Annotated in this window: 19 protein-coding genes and 2 pseudogenes; 11 read left to right on the forward strand and 10 right to left on the reverse strand. The window is 70.2% G+C overall.

Going from position 1 to position 17663, the window contains the following annotated elements; genetic code table 11:
• Window positions 1-117: 117 nt before the first annotated feature.
• Both HW130_RS32670 and HW130_RS32675 read right to left on the reverse strand, forming a co-directional pair.
• A complete protein-coding gene (locus tag HW130_RS32670) occupies window positions 118-1527 on the reverse strand; it encodes a DUF2252 domain-containing protein (RefSeq protein WP_177153395.1) in 1410 nt (469 codons plus the stop codon).
• A complete protein-coding gene (locus tag HW130_RS32675; protein WP_177153396.1) occupies window positions 1524-2165 on the reverse strand; it encodes a potassium channel family protein in 642 nt (213 codons plus the stop codon). Before HW130_RS32675 ends, HW130_RS32670 begins: the two co-directional genes overlap by 4 nt.
• Window positions 2166-2385: 220 nt before the next feature.
• On the opposite strand from HW130_RS32675, the gene HW130_RS32680 reads away from it, so the two are divergent.
• The 6 genes from HW130_RS32680 to HW130_RS32705 all read left to right on the forward strand — a co-directional run bounded on the left by HW130_RS32680 (window position 2386) and on the right by HW130_RS32705 (window position 7425).
• Window positions 2386-3045, forward strand: a complete 660-nt coding sequence (locus HW130_RS32680) for an HdeD family acid-resistance protein (RefSeq protein ID WP_177153397.1) — start codon at window positions 2386-2388, stop codon at window positions 3043-3045.
• Window positions 3046-3167: 122 nt separating this feature from the next.
• Entirely contained in the window at window positions 3168-4514 is a 1347-nt protein-coding gene (locus HW130_RS32685; RefSeq protein WP_177153398.1) for a hypothetical protein, read from the forward strand.
• Between the two features lie 186 nt (window positions 4515-4700).
• Entirely contained in the window at window positions 4701-4862 is a 162-nt protein-coding gene (locus HW130_RS32690) for a hypothetical protein (protein ID WP_177153399.1), read from the forward strand.
• A 231-nt stretch (window positions 4863-5093) separates the two neighbouring features.
• Window positions 5094-5558: an SHOCT domain-containing protein gene (locus HW130_RS32695; RefSeq protein ID WP_177153400.1), complete on the forward strand. Its 465-nt coding sequence runs from the start codon at window positions 5094-5096 to the stop codon at window positions 5556-5558.
• Window positions 5559-5588: 30 nt separating this feature from the next.
• The gene (locus tag HW130_RS32700; RefSeq protein WP_177153401.1) at window positions 5589-6056 is read left to right on the forward strand and encodes a hypothetical protein; all 468 of its coding nucleotides are present in this window, start codon (window positions 5589-5591) and stop codon (window positions 6054-6056) included.
• Window positions 6057-6138: 82 nt separating this feature from the next.
• Complete coding sequence (locus HW130_RS32705; protein WP_177153402.1) at window positions 6139-7425, forward strand: diacylglycerol kinase family protein; 1287 nt, start codon at window positions 6139-6141, stop codon at window positions 7423-7425.
• 315 nt (window positions 7426-7740) lie between these two features.
• Here HW130_RS32705 and HW130_RS32710 read toward each other — a convergent pair whose 3' ends face one another.
• Window positions 7741-7878, reverse strand: a complete 138-nt coding sequence (locus tag HW130_RS32710; RefSeq protein ID WP_177153403.1) for a hypothetical protein — start codon at window positions 7876-7878, stop codon at window positions 7741-7743.
• 512 nt (window positions 7879-8390) lie between these two features.
• Window positions 8391-9044, reverse strand: a complete 654-nt coding sequence (locus HW130_RS32715; RefSeq protein WP_177153404.1) for a TOPRIM nucleotidyl transferase/hydrolase domain-containing protein — start codon at window positions 9042-9044, stop codon at window positions 8391-8393.
• Window positions 9045-9287: 243 nt separating this feature from the next.
• On the opposite strand from HW130_RS32715, the pseudogene HW130_RS32720 reads away from it, so the two are divergent.
• Both HW130_RS32720 and HW130_RS32725 read left to right on the forward strand, forming a co-directional pair.
• A pseudogene (locus HW130_RS32720) lies at window positions 9288-9485 on the forward strand (aminoglycoside phosphotransferase family protein); the annotation flags it as partial.
• A gap of 445 nt (window positions 9486-9930) precedes the next feature.
• A complete protein-coding gene (locus tag HW130_RS32725; protein WP_177153413.1) occupies window positions 9931-11052 on the forward strand; it encodes an amidinotransferase in 1122 nt (373 codons plus the stop codon).
• A 345-nt stretch (window positions 11053-11397) separates the two neighbouring features.
• Here the strand turns inward: HW130_RS32725 and ptsP are convergent, their stop codons facing one another.
• The 4 genes from ptsP to HW130_RS32745 form a co-directional block, all read right to left on the reverse strand.
• Complete coding sequence (ptsP, locus tag HW130_RS32730) at window positions 11398-13089, reverse strand: phosphoenolpyruvate--protein phosphotransferase (RefSeq protein WP_177153414.1); 1692 nt, start codon at window positions 13087-13089, stop codon at window positions 11398-11400.
• Window positions 13090-13118: 29 nt separating this feature from the next.
• Window positions 13119-13397, reverse strand: coding sequence for an HPr family phosphocarrier protein (locus tag HW130_RS32735; protein WP_177153405.1), 279 nt, complete (start codon window positions 13395-13397; stop codon window positions 13119-13121).
• A gap of 633 nt (window positions 13398-14030) precedes the next feature.
• Window positions 14031-14447 (reverse strand): hypothetical protein, encoded by a 417-nt coding sequence (locus HW130_RS32740; protein WP_177153406.1) that lies wholly within the window; start codon window positions 14445-14447, stop codon window positions 14031-14033.
• Window positions 14448-14549: 102 nt separating this feature from the next.
• Window positions 14550-14942, reverse strand: a complete 393-nt coding sequence (locus HW130_RS32745) for a J domain-containing protein (protein ID WP_177153407.1) — start codon at window positions 14940-14942, stop codon at window positions 14550-14552.
• Window positions 14943-15664: 722 nt separating this feature from the next.
• Between HW130_RS32745 and HW130_RS32750 the strand changes: the two genes are divergently transcribed.
• The 3 genes and pseudogenes from HW130_RS32750 to HW130_RS36460 all read left to right on the forward strand — a co-directional run bounded on the left by HW130_RS32750 (window position 15665) and on the right by HW130_RS36460 (window position 16288).
• Entirely contained in the window at window positions 15665-15853 is a 189-nt protein-coding gene (locus tag HW130_RS32750) for a hypothetical protein (protein WP_177153408.1), read from the forward strand.
• Window positions 15854-16013: 160 nt separating this feature from the next.
• Window positions 16014-16151, forward strand: a pseudogene (locus HW130_RS32755) (protein phosphatase); the annotation flags it as partial.
• Between the two features lie 8 nt (window positions 16152-16159).
• Window positions 16160-16288 (forward strand): hypothetical protein, encoded by a 129-nt coding sequence (locus tag HW130_RS36460; protein ID WP_256356489.1) that lies wholly within the window; start codon window positions 16160-16162, stop codon window positions 16286-16288.
• 275 nt (window positions 16289-16563) lie between these two features.
• On the opposite strand, the gene HW130_RS32760 is transcribed toward HW130_RS36460, so the two are convergent.
• Window positions 16564-16974 (reverse strand): VOC family protein, encoded by a 411-nt coding sequence (locus HW130_RS32760; protein WP_177153409.1) that lies wholly within the window; start codon window positions 16972-16974, stop codon window positions 16564-16566.
• A 5-nt stretch (window positions 16975-16979) separates the two neighbouring features.
• Window positions 16980-17444 (reverse strand): helix-turn-helix transcriptional regulator, encoded by a 465-nt coding sequence (locus HW130_RS32765; protein ID WP_177153410.1) that lies wholly within the window; start codon window positions 17442-17444, stop codon window positions 16980-16982.
• Window positions 17445-17663 lie beyond the last annotated feature (219 nt).

A 17663-nucleotide genomic window follows, 5' to 3' on the forward strand; every position in this document is an offset into this window, starting at 1 on the left:
CGGTGTCCGTGCCCGGAGAACCCCGGGGACGCGGTGCCGCCGCCCAGCCGTGGGGCACACGCCCCCCGGACTCCTCGTTGACCCCGGGCGACCTCGCGTGGTGACCGGGCAAGGGCCTCAGAGCCGCTGAGCTCTGATCCGGCCGGAGCGGCAGGCGGCTTCCAGGGCCTCGTAGTCCCGCTCGTTCTGGTCGGCATAGGACTGGGCGAACTCGGCAAGCGCGCGGTCGAAGCGGTCACTGCCGCCCAGGTAGGCGGTGAGGGCGATGGGATCGCCCGAGCGGGCGTGGGCCCGTGCCAGGGACGCCCCGCACAGCCGGCCGAAGAGGGAGAGCAGCCCCGGCCCCATGGTCTCCGGCTGTGCGATGCCCTTCCAGTCCCACAGTTGGCGCACGTAGAAATCCCGGCCCTGCCCGTCGAGGCCCACGATGTGAGTCCACCCGAGGAAGATGTCGCCGGCTGTCTGCATCAGGCGCTGTCCGGCCACCACCCGGCGGCCCTGGTTGTCGTAGCGTTCGCCGCCCGTGTGTGTGGCCAGCACCGATTCCTGGGCCTCCTTGGCCTGTAGCAGCAGGGGGTCGTCGTCGTCCCTGCCGAGCAGGAGAAGCACCCAGCAGCGCGTACCGACACTGCCGACGCCCACGACCTTCCGGGCCATGTCCACCAGGCGGTAGTGGCGCAACAGGTGCCGGCGTTCGGACGGGAGGGTTTGTGCGTACCCGTCCAGAAGGGTCTGGAGCTCCTTCTCCCGCCCGGCCTCGGACGGGTCGGCCGCCAACTGAGCGAGCGGGGTGATCAGCGGTGGGTCCGGTGCGATGCGCCGGCCCTCGGCCGTGACACGGGTGAGCCTCTCGAAGGCCCGGAGATGAGTGCGCGTGCGGGCCCGCGCCGTGGCCTTGGCGGTACGGCGCCTGTCCTCCCTGTCCATCGACGAGGCCAGCAGTTCCCGCAGCCGGTCGGCGTCGTCCTGGGCGTACCAGATGTCCAGGGTGCGCATGCCGGCGAACTCTCGCATCCGCTCCCGGTAGGCTCTCGCGCAGGCCAGCACGGTGCCGTTCTGCTCCTTGAGCGAGAAGCCGTTGGCCCGGCCCGCCGTCACGAAACCGGCCGCGAGCCGCTTGACGTCCCATTCGAACGGTCCGGGCAAGGTCTCGTCGAAGTCGTTGATGTCGAAGACGAGACGGCGCTCCGGCGAGGCGAGCAGCCGGAAGTTCAGCGGGTGGGCGTCGCCGCAGAGCTGCACCTGCAGCCCGGTGTTGGGGAGAGGTGCCAGATCCGCCGCCATGATCGCGGCCGCGCCGCGGTAGAAGCGGAACGGCGACTCGAGCATGCGGCCATAGCGGATCGGCACCAACTCGGGTACTCGATCGGCTGACTGACGCTCTATCAGCTGGATCGGGTCGGGTCGCCGCTGGGCCGTCTCGTACCAGCCGTGGCACGAACGCGACGCCCGCCTGCGCGCGTTCCTGCCGCACGCCGCTCGCTCGGCCGGTGACAGGGACGCCGTGAAAGCGCTGGGTACGGTCATGGTCCGGCCTCCCGGTCCGGCGTCCCGGCGTCGGTGCCGGAACGCGGCTGAGCCGACGGCTCTCGGCGCTGCCGGCGCAGCCCCGCCTCGACCGCGCTCGCCAGCACCCGTGCGGCGACGCCCACGAGCAACAGCCCTCCCGTCATCTGCAGCATCGTCAGCACGCGCCCGGTCTGGGTGCGTGCCGTGATGTCCCCGTAGCCGATGGTGCTGAACGTGGTCAGAGTGAAGTACAAGGCGTCCGTCCTGGTCAGCGGCTCGCTGAAGGAGCCCGGGGCGGAGCGGCCCAGCAGGTAATAGGCGCCGGCGAAGAGGACCAGGAACAGCACCAGCGTGGCGGCCAGGGCCTCGACGGCCTTCAGGCGCGGGTGGGGCGAGCGCACGATGACCCGCACCTCCCACAAGAACACCAGCAGCACCGCCACCAGGCCGCATACCAGCAGCGCCGACGCACCAGCCGTACCGCGCTCGCCCAGGGGCAGCAGGTAGTAGGCGGTGACGAGGCCGGCGGCGATGAGCACGGCGCGGGCGACGGTGAGTACCGCCGCCCACCGGCGGGGGCGGAGCCGCCGGCGGCGCCGGTGCGCGTCCGGCCCGGACCGGATGTGGTCCGTCCGGGCAGTGCTCGGGTCGCTCATCTCGTGTCTCTTCGCTCCCTCCGGCCGGAAGGCCGATGGGCCGGGCGCCGGGAGACTCCCACTTCACCGCGAGGGGGTCGTCGCCGGATCACCCGTGGTGGGTGACCCGGCACCCGGTGACAGGCGTGACCCTGGAGCGGTCAGGTCTTCGCACACCGCCCCTCATGCACCGCCCCGTCGGCGGTCCGGAAGCGACCGCTCGATCACGCGAGGAGGAGCCATGACCATGCCGCGTGGTCCGGCATCGCGTACCGGACAGGAAGACGAGCCCGACGGGGCGCCCCCAGGTCCGATGGGAGACTCCGCGCAGGCACTGGCGCGGCTCGGCCGTTCATGGACCTGGCTCCTGGCCGCGGCCCTCGCCACCCTGGTGCCAGGCGTCCTGGTACTGGTCTGGCCGGAGGCGACTTTGCACATCGTCGCTGTCCTCATCGGCCTGAACCTGCTGGTGACCGGGGCATTCCGGTTCGTGGGCGTCTTCGCACGCGCGGGGCACGAACGGCTCCCGGGGCTGCTCCTGGCCGTGCTGTACGTCCTGGCCGGCGTGCTGTGCCTGCGGAACCCGCTGCAGACGATCGCCGCGCTCTCACTGATCGTCGGGGTCGTCTGGGTCCTGTCCGGCATCCTCACCCTCTACACGGCCCTTGCCACCGAGGACCTGCCACACCGTGGCGTCGTGCTGGGCGCCGCGGTGCTCGGCATCGTCGCAGGGATCGTGGTGCTCGCGCTGCCGACCGAGTCTGCCCGCGCCCTGACCCGGCTGCTCGGCCTGTGGCTCGTCCTGCTCGGCCTGGGCGAGGCGGCGGTCGCCCTCGCGTGGCGGGCCGCGCTCCGAAAGACGCACCCCACCGGGCCGCAGGCCCCCGACGAGACACCCTGACACCGCACCCGCCACTCCGGCGCGCGCGGCAAACGCACCGGGCCCGGGCGGTCGCCCGACCACAGTCATCCTGACCGGCGGCCTTTGCGGCCGGGGCGGCGCACACACGGAAAGGAGCACCCATGAACCCGGCCGCGACCCCGGATTCGCCGGACTCCGGCGGAACCTCGCACCAAAAACACGTCATGACCGCCGACGAGCGAGCGGAATACGAGCGACTGCGCCGTCACGCGGCGGTGCGCCACCGGCGCGTACGCCAGGTCGGCGCCTCCGTCCTCCTCCTGCTGGCGTTGCTGCTCGCCCCTCTGGCCGTCGTCGCGGCCTGGGTCCAGGACACGGTCTCCGACACCGACCGGTACGTGCAGACCGTCGCGCCGCTGGCGTCCGAGCCACCCGTGCAGGACGCCGTGATCAACCGGCTCACGGACCGCGTGGTGGACAACGTGGACGTCGCGGCGGTGACGGACTCGCTCACCAAGGCCCTCCAGGACGCCGGGGCACCGCCCCGCGTCGTGGAGGGGGCCGAGGCCCTCGAGGCTCCGCTGCGCAACGCGGTCAGGACCGTCGTGGACCGCATCGTCACCCGCGTGATCACCAGCGACGCCTTCCAGCAGGTGTGGGAGGGCGCCAACCGGCGGTCGCACGCCGCGGTGGTGAACATGCTCACCGGTGACCGCGAGGGTGCCCTGCGTGCCGAGGGCGACACCGTCCAACTGGACGTGGGAGAGGTCGTCGACCAGGTACGGGAGCGGCTCGTCGACGCGGGCTTCGAGAAGGCCTCCGCCATCCCGGACACCGACCGGACGATCACCCTGTTCGAGACCGAGCAACTGGGCAAGGCGCAGGACGCGATGCGGCTGCTGGACGTCCTCGGCACCTGGCTGCCCGTCCTGACCGTCGTGCTCGCCGCGCTCGCCGTGTGGACCGCTCCGGCACACCGGGTGATGCTGATGATCACCGCGACAGGTGTCGGCGTGATGATGGTGGTGCTGCTCGTCGCGCTGGCCGTCGTCAGACGGGTCTATCTGGACTCGGTGCCACCCGCTGCGCTGCCCGCCGACGCGGCCGCGGCGATCTACGACACGTTCGTCCGGTTCCTGCGCGACAGCACGCGCACCCTGCTGGTCGTGGCGGTGATCACGGCACTGGTCGCGTACCTGTACGGTCCCGGACGTCCCGCCCGCGCCGTCCGTGCCACGGCGGAACGGGGCACGACGGCCGCCGGCCAGGGGCTGCGCGGCCTCGGAGTGGGCACCGGGTCCACAGGACACTGGCTGGCGGAGCACCGGGCATGGACCACTGGTGGCGTCATCGCGGCCGGAGCATTGGCGCTGCTGCTCTGGAACCACCCCACGGTCGGAGCGGTTGCGCTCGTTCTCGGCGTCGCCGTGGCCATCCTGATCGTCCTGGCGATCCTCGCGGCCGCCGCCGGACCGGCCGACCGGGCGGCCGACCGGGCGGCCCCATGACTCACCTCGGCAAGCCCGTCCCCGGGCCGGCGTCCGGCAGGCGCAAAGCCTGGCGAATCGCGGCGAGCCTGCGGTCCGGGGCCACGGCCTGCCTGCTGACCCGCCTGTCGGCGCTCAACGTCGTGGAGGGCTCCGTGCAGCCGACCGTCAGCCGACCGTGCAGTCGTTCCTCACCGCACTCCGCTGATGACCGTCGCGGCGTTCGCCCCCGGCTCGGTGCAGGACCTCATGGCGGACTCCCTCCGGCCGGTCCTGGGCGTGCGCGGCCACGCCCTCGACAAGGTGCGTCAGGTCTTCTCCGCAACCGGCACGACACGGACACCGCCGGAGCCGTGGGCGTGGCGGTGACGCTCGTCTCCACCTCCTGGTACCGGACAGCCACAGCACCTCGCAGCCACGGGGAGACCGCCCGACCCGACGGGGGGAACGCTTCGACCGGTGGCGACCGCGCAGGGCGCGCACACTCACCCGCGCCGGGTGAGGCCGCCCGGTGACGCCCGTGGGCACTCTGAAGACGGTTGAAGAACCGCTGCCGGGCGAACGCCCGGAACGGAGGACGGACATGAGCGGAGGACGGACATGAGCGCGCAGACCTACCTGGCATACGACTTTCCGCTGCTGGGTGCCTTCTGGACCATGCTCTGGTTCTTCCTGTGGATCATGTGGTTCATCCTGCTCTTCCGCATCATCGCCGACATCTTCCGTGACGACGTACTGAGCGGCTGGGCGAAGGCCGGCTGGCTGGTGTTCTGCATCGTCCTGCCCTTCCTGGGCGTGTTCGTCTACGTGATCGCCCGCGGCAAGAACATGGGCCGCCGAGAGGTGGCGCAGGCGCGTGCGCAGCAGGAGGAGCTCAACGCCTACATCAGGGAGACCGCGGCCGGCGGCCGGCCCAACAGCGTCGACGAGCTCGCCAGGCTGTCCGAGATCCGCGCCCGCGGCGACATCACGGACGAGGAGTTCCGCAAGGCGAAGGAACTGGTCCTGACCGGCCACGCTCCGGCCGGGCACTCGGGCTCCGCCACCGGCACCTCCGGTCGCTGAGCTTCCCGACACCACGAATCGAGGCGCAAGATGACCGCGACACACACCAGGCCGGCACACACGGCGAAGCAGGGATGGGCAACCGGTCTGACGACCTTCGCGGCCGTGATGCTCTTCCTCGTCGGCGTGCTCGACGTCTTCCGGGGCATCATGGCCATCGCCGAGGACGACATCTTCGTCACGACGCGCAACTACGTGTTCGAGTTCGACCTGACCAGCTGGGGCTGGATCCACCTCGTTCTGGGCGCGCTCGCCGTGATCGTCAGCATCGGACTGCTCAAGGTCTCGATGTGGGCGCGTGTCGCCGGCGTGGCCATCGCCGGACTCGTCATCCTCGCCAACTTCCTTTCCCTGCCGTACTACCCGGTCTGGTCGGTCGTGATGATCGCTCTCTCGGGCTTCATCATCTGGGCCCTGTGCGTGGTCCAGCGCGACAACCTCTTCGACCTGTCCGGGGAGCGCCCACTGTCCGAGGAGCGCCCACCGCACAAGGTGTGAAGCGGAAGAGAAAGGCCGACAGGTGGGACCACACGGCGGTGGCGGGACCACGAGAGCATCGGGCGAGGCAGGGACCGCAACGGTGCGGCGCGAGGACAGCGCCGGACGGGCCCGCCTCGCCGTGCTCGCCCTGCTGGGCAGCGTCCTGGTGCCGCTCGTCGCCGCCGGTCTGCACAGCATGCTGTGGGCGCTGGCCGGCATCGCCGGACTGGCGCTCGCCGCCGTCGGTGTGTGGTGGACTTTGGCGCACACCGGAGTACTCCGTGCCCTCGGGACGGCCCTGTCGGTGACCGCGCCGGTCGCTGTGCTCGCCCTGTATGCCACGTTCGGCATGCTGGGGCCGGCCTTGCTGTCCCTGGGCCTGTGGCTGCTGGCCGTCACGGCGGCACGCACGGCACTGACACCCGCTCACACCGCCTCCGAAAAGGCAGTCGCCGAAGCGCCCAAGGCCCCCTGGGTCCTGATGAATCCGCGCTCCGGCGGCGGCAAGGTGGGCCGTTTCGACCTGGTGGACAAGGCCCGGACGGCGGGCTGCCGGGTGGCCCTGCTCGACGCGGGCCAGGATGTCGCCGGGCTGGCCCGGCAGGCCGTCGCCGAGGGAGCCGATCTGCTGGCGGTGGCGGGCGGCGACGGCACCCAGGCGCTGGTGGCCGAGGTCGCAGCGCGCCACGACCTGCCGTTCGTGGTGATTCCCGCCGGTACCCGCAACCACTTCGCCCTCGATCTCGGCCTGGACCGCGACGATCCGGCTGCGGCGCTGGAAGCCCTGACCGATGGCGTCGAACTAAGCATCGACCTCGGGTACGCCGCGGACCGGGTCTTCGTCAACAACGCCTCGTTCGGAACGTATGCGTCCGTCGTCACCGACCCCGCGTACCGGGACGCCAAAACCCGCACGACCCTGCGAAGCCTCCCCGGCCTCCTCACCGGCGAGGACGCGCCCAGGCTGCGAACACGGGCCGACCAGACGTACGTCGATGGGCTTCAGGCGCTGCTCGTCAGCAACAATCCCTACGGGCGTGCCGTCGACGCGGCCCATCCGGGGCGCAGGAAGCGGCTGGACTCGGGACTCCTCGGTGTGGTGTGCGTGCGGGTCGCCAACACCGCTCAGGCGGCGCGCATGGTACGCGGTCCGCGCTCCGGGGGACTCATCCGGCTGAACGCCGGAGAAGTCGTCATCGAAGCCGACACCGACACCCTCCCGGTCGGCATCGACGGAGAACACGTCGTTCTGCCCTCCCCCGTCGTGTGCCGCAGCGCGCCCGGGGCACTCCGGGTTCGCGTGCCGCGCCGCCGCCCCGGTACATCGCGAGCGGACGGGGCGACGGCCGACTGGCCGCGGGTGGCACGGTTGGCACTGGGCCGTTGAACGGGTGGCGGCTTGAGCGAAGAGGCCCAGGTGATCGCGCCGACGGTGCGGAGAGGGTGGGGTCGGGCATTACGGGCGCGCTGTGCGGGCCAGTCTGCTGTCTGTGCTACGAATCTCCGTGCTACGGCGTAGCACGGACACCGACGTTCGGGAGGCCGGTCGTTCGGCACGCGGAGCCGGCGACTCCCCTCCGCCTCCGCTGATCTGCCCCGACCTGGAGAACTTGCCGCTGCCGACAGCGAAGGCAATCGAGAAGGAATCGGTCAGGAGCCGGCGGGCGGCTCGGCGCTCCCCTGCTGCTCCTCGCCCCGTCCCTCAGATGTCGTCGGGCAGGTGAAGGAGCAGAACTCCCCAGTCCATGAGGATCTTCCAGGTGGGAACGAGCAGCGGTGCCGGGGCGATGGCATGCACGGCGAGGTTCGTCTTGCAGCGGCGGATTGACCAGTCAGGCAAACCGCATAGGAGCCACCGCGTCACCGCTGGCGGTCGGCTGCCGTCATTCTTCCTGCCACTCCTCGTCAACGGCTTCCGCGGCGACCCGGGTGCTGTAGACGGGTTCGACGAAGACGCGCCGGAAGTCGGGCAATGGCGCCACCGGAGGCTGCTGGCGAGGCGGAATCGTCTCAGCTGTGCGTGGGGTCGGTCTGGAGGTCAACGGTGCTCCTGGTGTGATGAATAGCGCTGGTCGACGGGCTGGCATACGGCGCAGCTGTCGACGGCGCAAGAAAGGCAAGCGAGACGTGCGCGCCAACGCCATTGTGCCGTATAAGCGTTCCGGCTTCGGCCGCGTGCTCGGCCGCCGGAACGCTTCCAGACCTGGGGTTCCGCGCCTCGGCACCAACGTGCCCCGTCTACGTACGCCTGACGGGCTGCGTCAGTACGTGTTTCCGGATCGCCTCCTTTCGGCGAAATGCGGTTCCAGCGCGGTGGGGTGGCGCCTCGAGCCGGGGTCGGCGTCGGCCATGTCAGACGCGCGTGAGAAGGCGCTCCAGCGGCCGGGGAACGCGCTCGAGGTCCAGGTGCGTGATCAGCGCCTGCGCGTAGAGCGCCTTGCGACCGCTGTGGGTGCCCATGAAGCGCCGCAGTTGGTGCTCCACGGGCCGTTCCCGCTGTGCCGGCTGACCCTGGAAGGTCTGGAAGGGGCGCATCTCGCCCTGGGCCTCGATCACCTGCTGCACGGCCTCGGCCCCGAGAGCGCGGATCAGCTCGTCCTCCAGGTCGGCGACGCACACATGGAACCCGAGTGTCTCCAGTCCGGCGTGCGTGAGACCGGACCCGAGCCCGACCCGCTCCAGATGGCGCCGGAAATGGCGCTCCTCGCCGATGTCGCAGAGGCCGGCCAGCGGGAGGTCGAGCCCCGCAGGACCGCACACGTCCAGGAAGCGCCCGATGTTCGTCGCACCTCCGAGCGGTACTGCCGCGACGCCCTCCGCGCCGAGGTCGCGGCCGTAGCGCGTGGCCAGCGCTTCGAGCGCGATCTGATCACTGCTCCCCTCGACGAGCACGATCGTCCGCACACCGCCGGCCAGCTCCCGCGCCACCGCGGCGGCCGCATCCGCCCCCGCTCCGCCGCCCGCCCACGCGACCAGCGCCAGGCGGAATCGCGTCAACTCGTCCACGAGACCTCGCTTCCCGACGCCATCCTGGCACGGCCGAGATCCGGTACGCACGCACGTTTTCCGAGGGCGGTGATCAGCCCCGGCGTCGAGGCCGGAACGGGGTTCCGTCCCCAGGATGACCGGATGCTGGGCCTTGCTCGTCATGGTCGTGTTCGGGGTCCGGAGCCTATACAGCCCATCAGCAGCCCGTCAGATGCACCGGAAAGCAAGACGACGGTGTCCGTCAGGACACAGGCCTGGCAACTCGCGGCCGGCGGCACGCTCGGCGGCGATCCGGCCGACCACCTGTACTGGCGGCTGCTGGACGCCCTCGCCTTCGCCCCGGACGCGGAGAAGGTCGCCGCGCCGTGGCGGGAACTCGGCCGAGTCGACCTGACACCGGCCGTTCTCACCCGGCGCCTGGAGGAGTATCTCCAGGCGCTCTTCAGCCAGTACGGCTGAGGAACCGGTCCCCCCGGTGGACCGGATGCCGGAGCCGTTCCGCTACATCCGATGCCGGCATCAAACGGCTGCTGACTTCCGCTTGTCCTGGCTGATGGGCGGTCGCGCGGCATGATGCGTGACTGCCACTTGCAAGGTGACTGCGTCTGCCAAGCCGTCCTCGGCATCGGCCACCTGCACAACCCCCGTGCTTGCGTGAAAGGTGAGGAAAACGGCACGAGCACGCTGGAACGATCGTTGCGGGAGAGTCCTCAGCGTGCTGGTTGCAGGGATCGCCCGATCGGTCCCATCCAGCCGCGGGACACGCTTCTGAACAAGGAAGTTGGATATAGTGAGCTACCGACTTCCGTGAGTGAAAGCGGTTGAGCATGGCGGTAGTGCGCAGGCCCGGAATTCTGACGGCGGCATACGACAATGCCCATACACCGACCGTGGACCACACGTGATGACGGCGCCATCAGCCACGGCATCTGCCCCTGCGGAACCTTTCGTTTCGCCGGTCAATTCACACAACGAGTGGGATCCGCTGGAGGAGATCATCGTCGGGCGTCTCGACGGCGCGACGATTCCCTCCAAGCATCCGGTCGTGGGCTGCAACATCCCACCGTGGGCGGCGCGGTTGCAGGGGCTTGCCGCCGGCTTCAAATATCCGCGCATGCTGATCGAGCGGGCGCAGCAGGAGCTCGACCAGTTCGTCAGCCTCCTTCAGTCGCTCGGCGTCACGGTCAGGCGCCCGGACGCGGTCGACTACAGGCAACGCTTCGGCACCCCCGACTGGACGTCGCGCGGTTTCTGCAACACCTGTCCGCGTGACAGCATGCTCGTGATCGGCGACGAGATCATCGAGACTCCGATGGCATGGCCGTGCCGGTACTTCGAGACCCACTCGTATCGCGGAATCCTCAAGGACTACTTCCGGCGCGGCGCGCGCTGGACATCGGCACCGAAGCCGCAGCTCACCGACGCACTGTTCGAGGCGGATTTCCGTATCCCCGAGGTCGGCGAGCCCATGCGCTACATCCTCACCGAGTTCGAGCCGGTGTTCGACGCGGCGGATTTCGTGCGCGCGGGACGCGACCTGTTCGTCACGCGGAGCAATGTCACCAACCGCATGGGCATCGACTGGCTGCGGCGGCATCTCGGACCCGGGTATCGGGTCCACGAGATCGAGAGCCGCTGCCGCACGCCCATGCACATCGACACGACGCTCTCGCTGCTCTCGCCCGGCAAAGCACTCGTCAATCCTGAATACATCGACGTCGACCGTCTGCCCGACGTCCTGAGCTCGTGGGACATCCTGATCGCTCCGGAGCCCGACCGGATCGACGAGCGCATGCTCAAGGTGACCTCGATGTGCGGCAAATGGCTCAGCATGAACGTTCTCATGATCGACGAAAAACGGGTGATCGCCGAGCGCCACCACACCAATATGCTGCGGGCGCTGGAAAAGTGGGGGTTCGAGCCGATCCCGTGCGACCTGATGCACTACGCGCCGTTCGGCGGATCATTCCACTGCGCAACGCTCGATATCCGGCGTCGCGGGACGCTCGAATCGTATGTCGATTGATCAGACCATCGCCCGCAGGCCCGACCTCGCCGCGCCGCTGTCCCGTTTCGGTTTTCGGATGCGCCCATGGGCGCGCCCGACCTCCGTGGAACCGCGCCGACACAGCCCCCGTGGTGCACACGGCCGCCGGAAGCGGGAGCCACACTCCCGTAGCTCACGGACCCCGGCCGTCCGGACACAGACACCGTGCCGCGCCCGGACAACCCAGGACCGGACCTGGCGACCCAGCTCACACCCTCCCCGTCGGGGAGGGCACCGAGGGCCACCGCGCCCTACCGCTCCAGCCGCATCGATGCCGCCACGGTCCTCGTGTGGCAGCCCGCTCCCTGACACGACGAGGACCGATCACCACGCACGGCTGGAACGGCGGACTCGCGCCGTGCCATGAGCGGCGGAGACGGACGCCCGCACCGCTGCGCACGCCTCCTGTGCGTCTGCTGCCTCGAGGGCGATCGAGGCAAGGCGACGGCACTCGTCGAGGCTGTGGGCCGCCAGCGCCGCGCGGACGTCGGCCAGGCAGCCGGGGGCAGCCGACAGGCTGGTGACGCCGAGTCCGACCAGGACCAAAGCCAGCAGCGGATCGGACGCCGCCTCCCCGCACACCCCGACGGGACGGCCGTTCGCGGCACCGGCCTCGGCAGTGCTGCGCACCAGGTCGAGCAGGGCGGGCTGCCACGGGTCGAGGAACTCGGCCAGACTGCCGAGCATGCGGTCGGCAGCGAAGGCGTACTGGGCCAGGTCGTTGGTGCCGATGCTGAAGAAGTCGCAGCTCCGCGCAAGGGTCCGGGCGCGCAGGGCTGCCGCGGGCACCTCCACCATGGCGCCGGCCGTGCGCAGTCCATGCGACCTGGCCAGGGTGGTGAATTCCGCCGCTTCGGCCGGCAGGGAGACCATGGGCGCCATGACCCATACGTCGGCCGTGGTGTCCTCGGCCGCCGCGGCGATGGCGGCCAGCTGCGCCGCCAGCAGCTGGGGATCGCGACGCGCGGTGCGCAGTCCGCGGACGCCCAGCGCCGGGTTGGGCTCGTCGGGAGCGGTGACGAACGGCAACGGCTTGTCGGCTCCTGCGTCCAGGGTGCGTACGACGACACGGCGCCCGGCGAACGCTTCGAAGACCTTGCGGTAGGCGAGGGTCTGTTCCTCCGCGGTGGGCGCCTGGGCGCGGTCCAGGTAGAGGAACTCCGTACGGAAGAGCCCTACGCCCTCGCTGTCGGCCTCCGCGGCCGCCGGGAGTTCGGAGAGGGCGCCCAGGTTCACCAACAGCTTCACCGCATGACCGTCCGCCATGCGGCCCGGCCCGCTGACACGTGCCGCGTTGCGCCGGCGGTGTTCCTCTCGCGCGATCGCCTCGGCAACAGCGTCCGGCTCCGGGTCGGCCACCACAGTCCCGGCCGCGCCGTCCACCAGCACCGGCCGTCCGTCCGTGAGCGCGGCGGCATCTGCGCAGCCGACAACGGCGGGCAGCCCGAGGATCTTCGCCAGGATGGCTGTGTGGCTGGTCGGCCCACCCTGCTCGGTGACGAGGGCGAGAACCTGCGCCGGGTCGAGGAGGGCGGTATCGGCAGGCGCGAGGTCGTCGGCGACCAGGACGTGAGGATGGCCGGGGTCGGGCAGACCCGGCATGGGCAGCCCGAGGACTCGTGCCACCGCACGGTTGCGCAGGTCGTCAAGGTCGGCAGCGCGTTCGGCGAAATAGCCGCCGGCCGCCAGCAGCGAGGTGCGGAACCCCTGGAACGCCGCGTCCAGCGCATGCGCCGCGTCGCGGCCTTCGCGAACCAGCGACTCCACACTGTCGGCGAGGGACGGGTCCGACGCCATCATCGCCTGCGCGGACAGGACACCGGCCGCCTCACCGGCCACGGCCGCGGCGCGCCGCTCCAGGTCGGCCGCGACATCGGCCAGGGCGGCGCGGGCCGCGGCGGCCTCTGCGGGAGCGTCGGCCGACTCGATCCGGCGCGGTTCGGGCAGGGCGGGCGGAGGCGCCATGCGGGAGACCGGTCCACAGGCGGTGCCGCCTCCGACACGGATGCCGCGCATCAGCACGGGCTTCACGCCGGCCGGTCGGGTCACTGCTGCTCCTTGGCGTCGAGGTCGGAGCCGACGAGCGCGGCCAGCTCGTCGATCGCGGCGTCGGCGCCGTCGCCTTCTGCGGCCAGGACGAGAAGGTCACCGTGCTCGGCTCCGAGGGCGAGCACGGAGAGCAGGCTGCGCGCGTCGACCGGAGGCTGTCCCTCCCGGCCCACGGTCACCTTGACCGGCTGTCGGGTTGCGGCCTGGACGAAGAGGGACGCCGGGCGGGCGTGCAGTCCGGAGCGCGAACCGATGACGACTGTGCGCTGAGGCATGGGTGGCCCTCCTACAAGAGGTTGTGGGGACGGGGTGTCCGTTGAGGTGCGTCGGGTCAGCGGGAGGGCACGGCGTTGTACCCGGGATGACCTGGTTTTTTGCCCGGCAGCGCCGAGGGACTCGTCCCCTTCGGGTAGCTGCGGGAGCGTTCGGCTCGGCAGGCGGCGACCAGCCGCCGCACGGAACGACGAAGCCGCCGTGCGGGTGCGCAGAACGGCTCCGCCGTCTGCCGGCTCCACCAAGTGCATGTTGTTTTGGATCCGTTTCCGTGACCGAACCTGTGGTTTTCATGGATGTTACGCACCCTGGCGCAGCGAAGTAAATAGATACGGGCATGAAAGTGCATGGCACCTCGACCAAAGCCAGATGACCGGACAGCTGGCAGACACATCCGGGCATCCTGCTGGAGCGTCCTCGATGAGTCGCCCACACAGAACCGCTTCCATCGATGCACCTTGGCCCGAGAGACGCGCGTCGACACCCCGGAGACCGTCGCGGGCGTGCCCCAGTACCCTCCATCCCACCGGTCGTACGACCCGATGGCGGTGTCGTTGGGGACACAGCAGCGATCGCTGCTCCAACTCCCGGCGACGGCCCGGGCGACGTCGACCGGGGTCCGACACTGTGTCCGGTCAAAGGTCCTGAGGTGAGAAGGCTCCCGGCCGCACGGGTGCCTGCACGGGACGAAGCAGATCCCGAGGTACGAGGGGGCGCAGCATGTTCGCCGTCTCCTCGGGGCGGGGGTCGGAGACCGCCAGGCGGCTGAAAGGCGCCCAGCGACGCAGCTCGACGCACAGCACCGGCCCCTCGGTCCTGATCGAGACGAAGTCCTGCCCGGCGGGGTGGTGCCGGATACCGACGCACAGCCGCGCGGGCACCCAGACGCCCGTGCCGCACTCCCCCCGCAGCGCCCGCCACCAGTCGGGCTCGATGTACACAAACCGCAGTGCCGAGACGGGGACCCGCACCTCCCGCCGGCGTGCGGCAGCCTTCTCCCACCAGGACAGCCGGACGACGAGATCGCCGCCCTCCACCACCACCCGCGCCATCACGGCCTCCCTCGGCACGGATCTCGACGACTGCTTCTCTTGTGGAGCGCGGTGACAGTCACGCGCCCCGTAGGTCGAGCCCCCGACCGACGGGAGCGGGATCTACCCGGAGAGCGGCTGCACGCGGACAGGCCCCGCCCGCACGGTGGCGCCGCGCAGCGGGGACCGCGGCCAGGGACCGATGACCACCACCATCTGGTAGGCGCACGCCGCCGGTTCCTCGGACCCCACGCGCAGCGGTCCTTCACGCACAGGGTGAGGCGCCGTGGCGGTGCGCTCCGCGTCGTACGCCGCGCGCCGCTGCGGATCACGCAGGACGTCGTACGCCGCCAGCACAAGATCCAACTGGTCCCTGCTGCCCGGGGGATCATCGGGGCGGGCATCGGGGTGCAGTGTCCGCACGAGGCTTCGGAACGCGGTCGTGATCTGCTCCGCCGACGCCCTGGGCGACACCCCCAGCACCGCATAGTGACTCTCGGGTCCCTGTGTCGGCACTGTCCTCACCTCCCACAGGAAGGCCGCACACCCTCTTCCGCCTATAGGCGGCTTGGCTTTCCCGAGCTCGGGATACACGAACGGGAATCCCACTCTCGATCCTATTCGAGAAGCCCGCTCCCGGTCTTATCCGAGGCCGGGCACCGGACTGCCGAAACCGGCGGGGACCCGGTGGTCATGTTCCACGTCCGTCCACGCCTCCGTGCTGTGCGGCCGCGGAATGTACGGTGCCCGGTGCTTCAGGAAGGCATGGACTCGGTCGAGTATTTCGCTGAGCTGTGTGACCTCACGGAAAGGCTCGCTACGCAGCAGCACTGGATCATCCCTTCTCATGTCGCACCGCCGTCGTGGTCCTCTTTCGATGTCATTTATATAACCGGCGACATCGAAATTCACAAGGGCCGGCTCAATCCGGACGCACGGGTCGTGGCATTTCATGGCGTGCGCAACGACGAGACCGCTGCGACTCGCGGAGCTGGTGCACTGCTGGTCGGTGCTTGTACCCGTGGAGTGTCCGCTTCGACGTCCGGTACTCCAGGACGATCAGCGCTCCCAGGCCTCGCCGTACGCTCCCGGTACCGCACCGTGCCCGGTGTGCGCCGCCGTCGGTCGTCAGTCCCGTTGGCCCATACGGCCCTCGCGGGCGAGCATGAGTATGGGCCTGGCGGCACCTGCTGCGACGGATATCGCGGCGGACGCCTGGAACGGATCAGGGAGGCACCATGAATGCCGACACCACCTGGGGCGGAGTGACGCCCGACAGCAAGCTCCATGCCGGCTCCGAGGGAGAGGTGACCGCAGAGGACGTGGTTCTCGCCTCGGGCCGTGAGATCACGCCCAAGAACCTGGAATGGGCTCAGCGCCGCCTTGCGGAGAAGGGCCGTGCCGCTCTCGACGAGCTGCTTCCCTGAACGCTTCACCTCGCCCCAGGGGGCATCCCGCGCCGGCTGCCCGTGCTCCGCGACAGGTGCACGGGCGGCCGGAGACAAGTTCCTGCGTCGGGCATTTGCAGCCGGGGGAACCTGTGGCGGCATTGCCTGGTCCCAGGCATGCAAGGAGACGAAAGTCGTCGTGCAGCAACCCAGGATCGATTACGAGGCGGTGTTCCAGGCGCTGCCGGGCGCGGTGGCCCTGCTCACCACTGACCTGGTGTACGCGGATGCCAACGACAGGTTTCTGCAGATGGCTGGGCGTACCCGTGACCAGGTGGCGATGACATGACCGACACCGGCAACCTTGTCGTCGGCGTCCTCTACCAGCCCCTGGTCCTCTGGGGGCCCCTGCTCGCCGCCGTCACCGTCTCCTACCACCGGCGCCGCGGGGCGCGGACGACTCGACGGCGCTGAAGAACCGTCTCAAGGCCATCGAGCAACGAGCGCTACGAGCACGTCAGTCCCTCGCCCGACGGACGGTTCGCCCTGGTGACGAAGGGGACGTTCGACGTCCTGATCCGGGACCTCGACCGGGACCGACTCGTCACCGAGATCAACGTGTCGGGACGCCGTCCATGGCGAGTCCCCGGCCGCGGCCGGGCAGCGCGGCGAACGTTGACCCCTCGTGGACATGCGCCTGAGTTCGACCTCGTGTCACGTGTCATTCATGGCTGCGGTCGCCGGGCGGCTCAGCGCAGTTCCTGGATGCGGATCAGGTTGCCCGCGGGGTCGCGGACGGCGCAGTCGCGTACGCCGTAGGGCTGCTCGGTCGGCTCCTGGACGACGTCGGCGTCGCCGGCCTGCAGCCGCTCGAAGGTGCCGTCGAGGTCTTTGGTGGCCAGCAGGATCCAGCCGTAGGTGCCCTTCGCCATCATCTCGAGGATGGTGCGTCGCTCGTCCTCGGTGATGCCGGGATCGGCAGCAGGCGGAGCCAGGAGGATCGATGTGTCCGGCTGGTCGGCTGGGCCGACCGTGATCCAGCGCATCTTGCCGGTTCCGACGTCGTTGCGGACCTCGAAGCCCAGGGTGTCGCGGTAGAACGCCAGGGCGGCGTCCGGGTCGTCGTGCGGGAGGAAGCTCGTGTGAATAGTAATGTCCATGGCAGTCACGCTAGCTGCGGCTCGGTGTCCGGCGCTTCTCGATTCCTGATCGGTCCTGTCATCCGTTGGGCGAGGGACGACGGCATGCCCGCCGTCGCGCGCTCCGCCTGATGCCGGTAGGCACTGGGCGGCATACCGACCAGTTCGGTGAAGCGAGTACTGAAGATGCCCAGCGACGAGCAACCGACCGCGAAACAGACCTCGGTGACGCTGAGGCCGCCACGACGCAGCAGCGCCATGGCGCGCTCGATGCGCCGCGCCATCAGACAGCTGTACGGCGACTGGCCGTAGGCGAGGCGAAACCGGCGGCTGAGCTGCCCGGCCGACATGTTCGCGCCACGGACGAGCGCCTCGACGTCCAGCGGCTGCGCGTACTCCCGGTCGATCCGGTCCCGAACGCGACGCAGCCGCTCCAGGTCGCTCAGGCGCTGCGCGACGGTGAGTGCGCGCACCCATGAGGGGTGACACATGAAGAACTCCCTTCATCGAACTCCGTGGCCACATGAGTTGTATGCCGGGGGGCGCTCCCAGTCCGGCTGCGCGGCCACCCCGCGGGCGCTCGCTACCGGGAGCCCGGCAGAATTCGCCGGGCCGGCAGCCGCCAGGCGTGCTGGTGGCCGTGGTCGGCGCGCTCCTCATCGTCGTCGGCGCGGCAATGACCTGCTCGCGAGTGGTGATGTCCTCGCCGA

It is taken from the genome of Streptomyces sp. PKU-EA00015 (assembly GCF_013387495.1).
Classification (GTDB): Bacteria; Actinomycetota; Actinomycetes; order Streptomycetales; family Streptomycetaceae; genus Streptomyces.